Origin of the sequence: Paractinoplanes toevensis (genome assembly GCF_018332695.1) — a bacterium.
GTDB lineage: Bacteria > Actinomycetota > Actinomycetes > Mycobacteriales > Micromonosporaceae > Actinoplanes > Actinoplanes toevensis.
This window is the reverse complement of record NZ_BOQN01000172.1, coordinates 1-6,804: the sequence shown is the minus strand read 5'-3', so window position 1 is coordinate 6,804 and position 6,804 is coordinate 1. Positions and strand designations below refer to the sequence as shown.

At 61.8% G+C, this 6,804-nt stretch carries 7 protein-coding genes; 2 read left to right on the top strand and 5 right to left on the bottom strand.

The window, feature by feature from the left end:
• Positions 1–152: 152 nt before the first annotated feature.
• From Ato02nite_RS48705 to Ato02nite_RS48695, 3 genes are all read right to left on the bottom strand, one after another.
• Entirely contained in the window at positions 153–935 is a 783-nt protein-coding gene (locus tag Ato02nite_RS48705) for a GNAT family N-acetyltransferase (RefSeq protein WP_213013555.1), read from the bottom strand.
• Between the two features lie 40 nt (positions 936–975).
• Positions 976–2,160, bottom strand: a complete 1,185-nt coding sequence (locus Ato02nite_RS48700; protein WP_213013554.1) for a hypothetical protein — start codon at positions 2,158–2,160, stop codon at positions 976–978.
• A 63-nt stretch (positions 2,161–2,223) separates the two neighbouring features.
• Positions 2,224–3,297, bottom strand: coding sequence for a helix-turn-helix domain-containing protein (locus Ato02nite_RS48695; protein ID WP_213013553.1), 1,074 nt, complete (start codon positions 3,295–3,297; stop codon positions 2,224–2,226).
• Positions 3,298–3,550: 253 nt separating this feature from the next.
• Between Ato02nite_RS48695 and Ato02nite_RS48690 the strand changes: the two genes are divergently transcribed.
• Together Ato02nite_RS48690 and Ato02nite_RS53425 are read left to right on the top strand one after the other, a co-directional pair.
• A complete protein-coding gene (locus Ato02nite_RS48690; RefSeq protein WP_213013552.1) occupies positions 3,551–3,718 on the top strand; it encodes a hypothetical protein in 168 nt (55 codons plus the stop codon).
• A gap of 189 nt (positions 3,719–3,907) precedes the next feature.
• A complete protein-coding gene (locus Ato02nite_RS53425) occupies positions 3,908–4,261 on the top strand; it encodes a transposase (protein WP_438873134.1) in 354 nt (117 codons plus the stop codon).
• Between the two features lie 35 nt (positions 4,262–4,296).
• On the opposite strand, the gene Ato02nite_RS53420 is transcribed toward Ato02nite_RS53425, so the two are convergent.
• Together Ato02nite_RS53420 and Ato02nite_RS48680 are read right to left on the bottom strand one after the other, a co-directional pair.
• A complete protein-coding gene (locus Ato02nite_RS53420) occupies positions 4,297–4,563 on the bottom strand; it encodes a hypothetical protein (protein ID WP_438873133.1) in 267 nt (88 codons plus the stop codon).
• A 338-nt stretch (positions 4,564–4,901) separates the two neighbouring features.
• Positions 4,902–5,489, bottom strand: a complete 588-nt coding sequence (locus tag Ato02nite_RS48680) for a hypothetical protein (protein WP_213013551.1) — start codon at positions 5,487–5,489, stop codon at positions 4,902–4,904.
• Positions 5,490–6,804 lie beyond the last annotated feature (1,315 nt).

Below are 6,804 nucleotides of genomic sequence, written 5' to 3'. Positions count from 1 at the left end.
GAAGATCAACCAAACCGACTCACGGAACCCGGGGAAGATCAGCTCCCACAACCAGTCATCAACATCCCACGGCCTGCCCACGACCACCGAACGGGAACGATCATCACTTCGCAGCGTTGATAATCATCGATTCAGCAGATTGTGTAGGAGCTTTAGCGCCGGGCGCTGATCGGCTGGGAGCCGGCTTCGAGCGGCTGTCTGCGGACAGTCCGGCCCAGCAGCGGGCGGACGGCCAGCGTGCCGGCGAAAGCGAGGAAGGGCAGAAACACCATGATGGGCGAGGACGCCCAGGCGAGCAGCGCAGATCCGAGACTCATCAGCGTGACAGTGGACACCAGCCGTGGATGGGCGATGATGTCCAGTAACGCCCGGTCGAGCGGCCGCGCCCGCGTCTCGGCCGGCCTGACCCTCGCGTGCAGATGCATGTCGTGGAAGCCGCCGGTCTTGTACCGCTGAAGACTGTGCTTGATGCCTTCGGCCGTGAAGCCCGCCTTCGTGGCCACGCGACAGGAACGCAGATTGCGGACCGAATGGACGATCTCCAGGCGGTACAGTCCCAGCTCGTTGAGGGCCCAGTCGCCCATCGCCTGGGTAGCTTTCCCCGCAACTCCGTTGCCGCGATAGTCCGGCATCACCCAATAGGAACACTCGGCCATGCCGGCGTCCAGGAACAGCGACCGGAAGGCGACCTGGCCGAGAAGCTGCCCCTCCTCGGCAGCCTTGGTGATCGCCCATGCGGCGCCTGTCTCGGCGGCCCACCGGTCGTGCCAGCCGTCGATCCAACGCACGGCGTCCTCGCGGGAATTTAGCTCCAGCTCATGCCACGCTCGGATCTCCGGGTCGCCGAAAGCTTTCACCACGTTGGCGGCGTCGTTCTTGCGCCATGGGCGAAGGATCAGATCCTCGACCTCGATAACGGGCTGTTCGAGAGGCAATACACGGTAGGGTTCCGTTCCTCCTGAGTGCGGCATTGTTTTACTCCGGACACAGTCGCTGGGTTTGTGCTGGATTCGGCGGCCGCCGGTCATGGTCCTTGCCCGATCGCTCGGGTGGCCGCGGGTGTCGGCGGGCGGGGATGAACTCGCCGCGCAAGCCGAGATATTTCATCGCATCGGTCAGGTCATTCACTGGGGAATGTGTGCGCATGTAACTCCGCCAGGCGACCAGGTCGCGGCTCCAAGCGGCGACGTAGTCCTCGACGACGTCGGCCTCTATCCTGGCCAGGGCCTCCTGTGCCGACTTGAGGGCGGACACGGCCGCTCCCGCCTCCTCGTCCGAGCCAGCCTTGGCCTCACAGCCGAGCATTGCATGAGAGATGAAACGTGATCTGCTTTCCAGAAAAGCCTTCCAATAGTCAATCTTGGGAAGCGGGTTCAGTTCAGCCGAATGAAGATATCCGACCAATCCTTCTGCTACCACTTCACCAAACTCCTGGTCCCCCGCACGGCTGATGTCTTCGAACGGGGCGTATCCGAGCTGGCTCACCGAGCCGAAGGCACTGACGGCCTTCCGATCAAGGAGGGGAGCGAGGAACAGCCAGTCCTCGTTGTAGATCTCCGGGAAGAAGGTTTCTGCCTCGGCGAGGTCGACGGCGAGAGCCGAGCCGCTGACGAAAACGTCCTGCCGGCGGCTGGCCCGGCGGTTCGCATGGCACACGACCGAGTTGTCGGGAAAGTCAACGGCCGGCATTCCGACAGCTGCGTGGTGGCTCAGGGCCTTCGCTGCGCTCTGGACGGCGTTGGTCTCGAGACCACAGATGTCGTCATCCAAAAAGATCACGGTTCGCCATCCGGCGAGCTGGCCGAGCAGAAGGCCCAGGTTCCGTTTCGAGCTGAGGTTCCCATGAGTGCTGGGTCGTTCCTTGCCCCGTTGCGACGTCTCCAGGAAGGTGAACCTCGGATCAGTCTCGACGGGCAACTCGACGACGACCGCGGAGACGCCGGCGACTGATCGCACCTTGTCGGCGACGAGGTCGGCGACAGCGTCGTGGCTGCACATCAGGACAACCGGTGTGCCGAGACCGGCGCCGAGCCGGAGCGCGGCCTCCAGATGATCCGGTTCTCGGAAGGTCGATACGACGATGCCGTCCAGTACGGTTCGGCCGCCGGGGACATACGGTTGGAGAAGAACCGAGTGTGAGTCGAAGTGGCGTGCCGGCACTGACGTACCCCCACGAGTGGTGTCGTGCCTTGACAAGGGCGCCCTCTCCCGCTCATGCCGACCTCATGGCACCGGTCCGTCAGACCACTCGTACAGGCGCGTTTGTTCCTTCTGCAGGTCGGGCGTCAGCACCGTGCCGGAGAAGAGAACCGGCACCCGCATCAGTATGGCGAACCGGTCAACACTTCCGAAACGCCTCGTCAGATAGGCTTCGTTGTTCTTGCGGAGATTGTCGTCGGTCAACGTACGCACCGCGCCGACGACTCCCCGCGCGAAGACCCCGTTGCAGATCGTCAGCGTGGTCGAGGAGTTGTTCGGATTCGGCATCCGAGCCAGCAGGCCGACATCCTCGACGACCTCGTTACCGGACATCGTTGGCAGGAACTCGATCTTTTCCGAGCCCTTCGTCACCTCGAAGATCTCACCGGTCTCGATGAAATCTGGGTGGGTTTTCTGCTTGATGGGCATTCCCGACTCCCGCAGCACCCTCTCGGTCAGCTGGTTGAGGCCGATCCCGCCGAGCAGGATGAGATGGCTGTTGAGGTCGTCGGCGGAGTCTCCGGCCAGGAGCCGATCGGAGCGCCGGAAGCGGATGTCGCATTCGGGGTTCATCCGCCAGAGATGACCGTGAAGCTCGATCAAGGCGTCGGGATCGGCGAAGGTGAACAGTTCCGTGTAGTTCGGATCTTTGGGCTGGCTGTACGGATGCACGGGCTTGTCCAGAAGTCCGCAAATGATGCGCACCGACGATCGCCGAGGAAAGATCCAGTCGAGTCGGATGCGGGACGTCGGCTCCGGGGCGACCTTGTCCTCGCCTCGGAGAGCCAGAAGCTCCTCGAGAAGCTGATCGCGTTCGGCGATCTCGGACTCGGTCAGCTGGTCCTCAGAAAGCAGTGCCAACCCGGTGCCACTCAGCGATCTGTCGGTGGCGAGCAGGGTCGCGTAGTCGCGGAGCCGGTTGGGCGGGGGGACCATCGAACTCTTCTCCCAGTTGGAGATGAGTGTCGAGGAGAGACCGAGAGCGTCGGCCAGCTCCTTCTGGGTGAGGCGACGGTGGTCCCATCGGCGTTGTCGCAGCTCACGCAAGCGGCGGGACAGCTCGCTGTGGGCTCCGTCCGCCTCGTCAGCTCCCGTCATGGCACCCACCCCAACCCGCTCGACGCTGCAGTATAAGTCCACGTTGCACGCATCACTATGTAGAACTTAGATCAACTGTCAACATGGCTCAAGTAACCTTTTCGCCACCACGGCAATGTTGTGCAAGTTGGCTTCAGTGGCACAACATTAGGGAGCGTTGATTCTCTGAAGTGACAGGATCTGTCGTAAAGGCGGGATCATGAACAGGTCTTCAGGTAGGTCTCCGTCGGCCCCCTCCAGCCGTGGTCTGTGGGTGCTCGTCATCGTGCTGTTCGGTGCCTTGGTGGGCGTTGTCGCCGCTCTTCTCTCCAATGCGGCGGGGTTCGGGCTCCCCACCGCAATCCTCACCGGAGGAAGCGCCTTCACCGCAACAGTCGTTCTGCAGCTCGCGATCTTGCATTTCGTCCTGGCAGACCAGTAATGGCGACCTCCCGGCGACTGCATCCCGCCTCTTTCGGGCCGGCTCCAAGGTGGCCGGGAGAGGCGGGTGCAACGGGCGCCAAAGAGCTCCTGACAAGATCTGCTGAATCGATGATGATCAGCGCTGCGAAGTGATGATCGGTCCCGTTCGGTGGTCGTGGGCAGGCCGTGGGATGTTGATGACTGGTTGTTGGAGCCGATTGAGCCGTTGCTGCCGCCGTGGCCGGACAAGGCTCCGGGGCCGCGGCCGGTGCCGGGCCGGCAGTGTTTGCAGGGCATCTTGTTTGTGCTGCACACAGGGATCGGCTGGGAAGATCTGCCGCAGGCACTCGGGTCCGGTTCCGGGATGACCTGTTGGCGGCGGCTACACCGCTGGACCGAGGCCGGCGTGTTCGACCAGGTGCACCAGATTCTGCTCGCGAAGTTGAACGCCGCGGACCGGATCGACTGGAGCAAGGCGGCGACGGACGGCAGTCACATTGACGCGAAAAAGGGCGCCGGAACCGGCCCTTCACCGGTCAACCGCGCCAGGCCCGGCTCTTAGATTCACCTGCTGCGTAACGGTAACGGCACCCCGATCTACGTGCTGACCAGCGGCGCGAACGTGCCCGTATCAGCCGCGCCGTCGACCTGCTCGACGGCAACCCATCGATCGCCGTCCGCCCGGGACAGCCTCGCCGCCGCATCAAGATCCCGCTCGCCGACAAGGAATACAGCAGCGAAGCGTTCCGCCAGGCCTGCCGCGATCGCGGCACCGAGCCGATCATCCCGAAGCCGAAGACGCCGGGTATTAGGGGTCTGGGCAAGCTGCGCTACGTCGTCGAACAGACCCTTGCCCTGCTGCACCAGTTCCGCCGTCTGGCCGTGCGCTGGAACGCCGCCACGACACCCATGACGCCCTCGTGAGCCTCGCCTGCGCCCTGATCTGCTGGCACCGCTTGATCAAATGGACCGACCAAATCGTCATACGGGCTTATAGCCGTGGCCGCGCGTTATCTGCGGCAAATCCGGACGCTGCAGTAACCAGGTTGAGGCCGCGTGCGACGGCTGGCGTATGCATTCCGGGTGAGGGCACCCCCCGGCCGGTCAGAGCGGAGCCGCGTTGCAGCGCATATCGGCCGCATTGTTATCCTCTCTAACGCCGTTGATTAATATACGAAACTTGAAGTAGCCGCTGATAGCACTCATTCTGCGGAGCGTAACGTGACGTTTCGAACCATACTCAGAAGATCAGTTCCATCTGGCCACTCGTCGATTGCCATATTGGCACCTGGCCCTCCCGGGATCTTCCCGCCGATATCCTCCAATGACGAGGTAGCGTCCTCGTCGGCCGCGAAGAGGAAAATCTTGAAGGCTGACTTGTCCTTTTCGTCTCGGCCAACGTGCAGCGGCCCGCAGTCAGCACTCTTCTGGAGGATCTTACATTTTTGGGTTTGAACGATCAGCGGGCCACCCGCCTCGTTTTGATAGCCTAACCAAAGAGATGTGCCATTATCTGGACGCCTTGTCACATTGATTGCTACTTCGAGAATACGTGACACCTTGTCGTCCTCAGTGGGGGCCTCGATTGCGGCAACCGGAATCGTTGCCGCCTGTGCATTCGAAAGCATAAAAGCGATGAGTCCGGAACCGAGACCAAGCGCCGCGAGAAGGGCCAAGACGAGCCAATGCATTCTTCTTGAAAGATTTCTTAGGGGGGGAAGCTGGTTAACAAAGTAGCCGATAATAATGGCCACGATCGCGCCGGCGGCTGAGTACACCATTACTGTCACGGGCACCCCTCACGTCGGCTCAATGGTCGTAAGAAGGTCGAGTTCGAACCGTTGACCCGCACACTTTCGATCAGCCCACTTTTGCATCTCGACCCGAACGGCAAGTCTCCGGTCTGAGCGAGCCGGGATCACAAATGCGGGATCCGATTTAGACGGCTCCTTCACTCTAATGGCCCACTCTGGGCAGCCGCTCGGCGTAGCGGCCGTACCACCCGCTACCTTGGTCAGCTTTACAGGGAACGCGTTAGGATTTCTGATATCGACTGCCAGAGGCCTGCTATCGCCAGGCAACATTCCAGTTAGCGAGCTAGAGGTCGTCACGATTGGCTCAAAAACCTCAGCCGACGTAATATTGATCTTGGAGTGGTGCGTCCACGCGTAGTACCCATATGCAGCTCCCCCAAATACCCCGAGGGCTAGCGCTGCTGCGACAATGATCACGGTTGAGCGCTTCAAATTGAATCACCTCATCAGGAGCCCGTGCGCTTAAGGGTAATACCGGACGGCAACAAGGCAAGTGGTTAGAGCGCGGCATCTTCAACGTGAAAGTTATTCAACGGCCATCGGTTCCAAAATTGCTTAGCGTAGGGGCCGCTCGGCGAATGTCAACTGGAGTTCAGCGGTGGCGAAACGAAGATAATCCCCGCGAATTTCAAGATCATAAGGCGACCGCCATGGCTGGGCGACGATCACGAGGAGCTGCGCCGTGAGCCCCCGGGGACAGCCGTTCCCGTGGTTGACATGCACGGGTATACGGAAACCATGGGGAGCGGGGCATCTCGGCTGGACGATGCTTCGTCGAAGGGCGTAACGCCGAATGCTCGGCTAGGCCGAGGCGATCGTGGTCGATGGCGAACTAACGCAATCGACGTAATTGACCGACCACCACCGCACAGTCGTCAGCCATCCATCGATGAATCCGCTCATCGGCTACTTGTTTACTGGCAGCACGACCGCAGCCCGGCCAGGCTTGGCGAGGTGACCAACGGGGTCGCTCTCACATCGGCTGCCCACCGTAGTTTGGTGTGGCTCAGATTTGGCGTGCGTCCCGCTGGTCACCGCGGTGCGGAGTGGCTCCAGAGGGGTATGCCCAGCTCAAAGTAGCGCTGCCCTCCGGCCGACACCCAGTCGGAGCAACGGAGGGAGAGTGCTGGTGGCACGGGTCATCATCGGGGTCGATCCGCATAAGCGGTCGTCGACAATCGAGGTCATCAACGAGCGGGAGCAGACCGTCGGGCAGGGTCGCTTCGGCACTGACCGGGACGGCTATATGGCGATGCTGGCCGCTGGTCGTCAGCACCAAGACCGGGTGTGG

Bases quoted from the DNA above. Each gene is read 5' to 3' on its own strand.
- Ato02nite_RS48695 (WP_213013553.1), bottom strand. From the start codon at position 3,297: ATGACGGGAGCTGACGAGGCGGACGGAGCCCACAGCGAGCTGTCCCGC.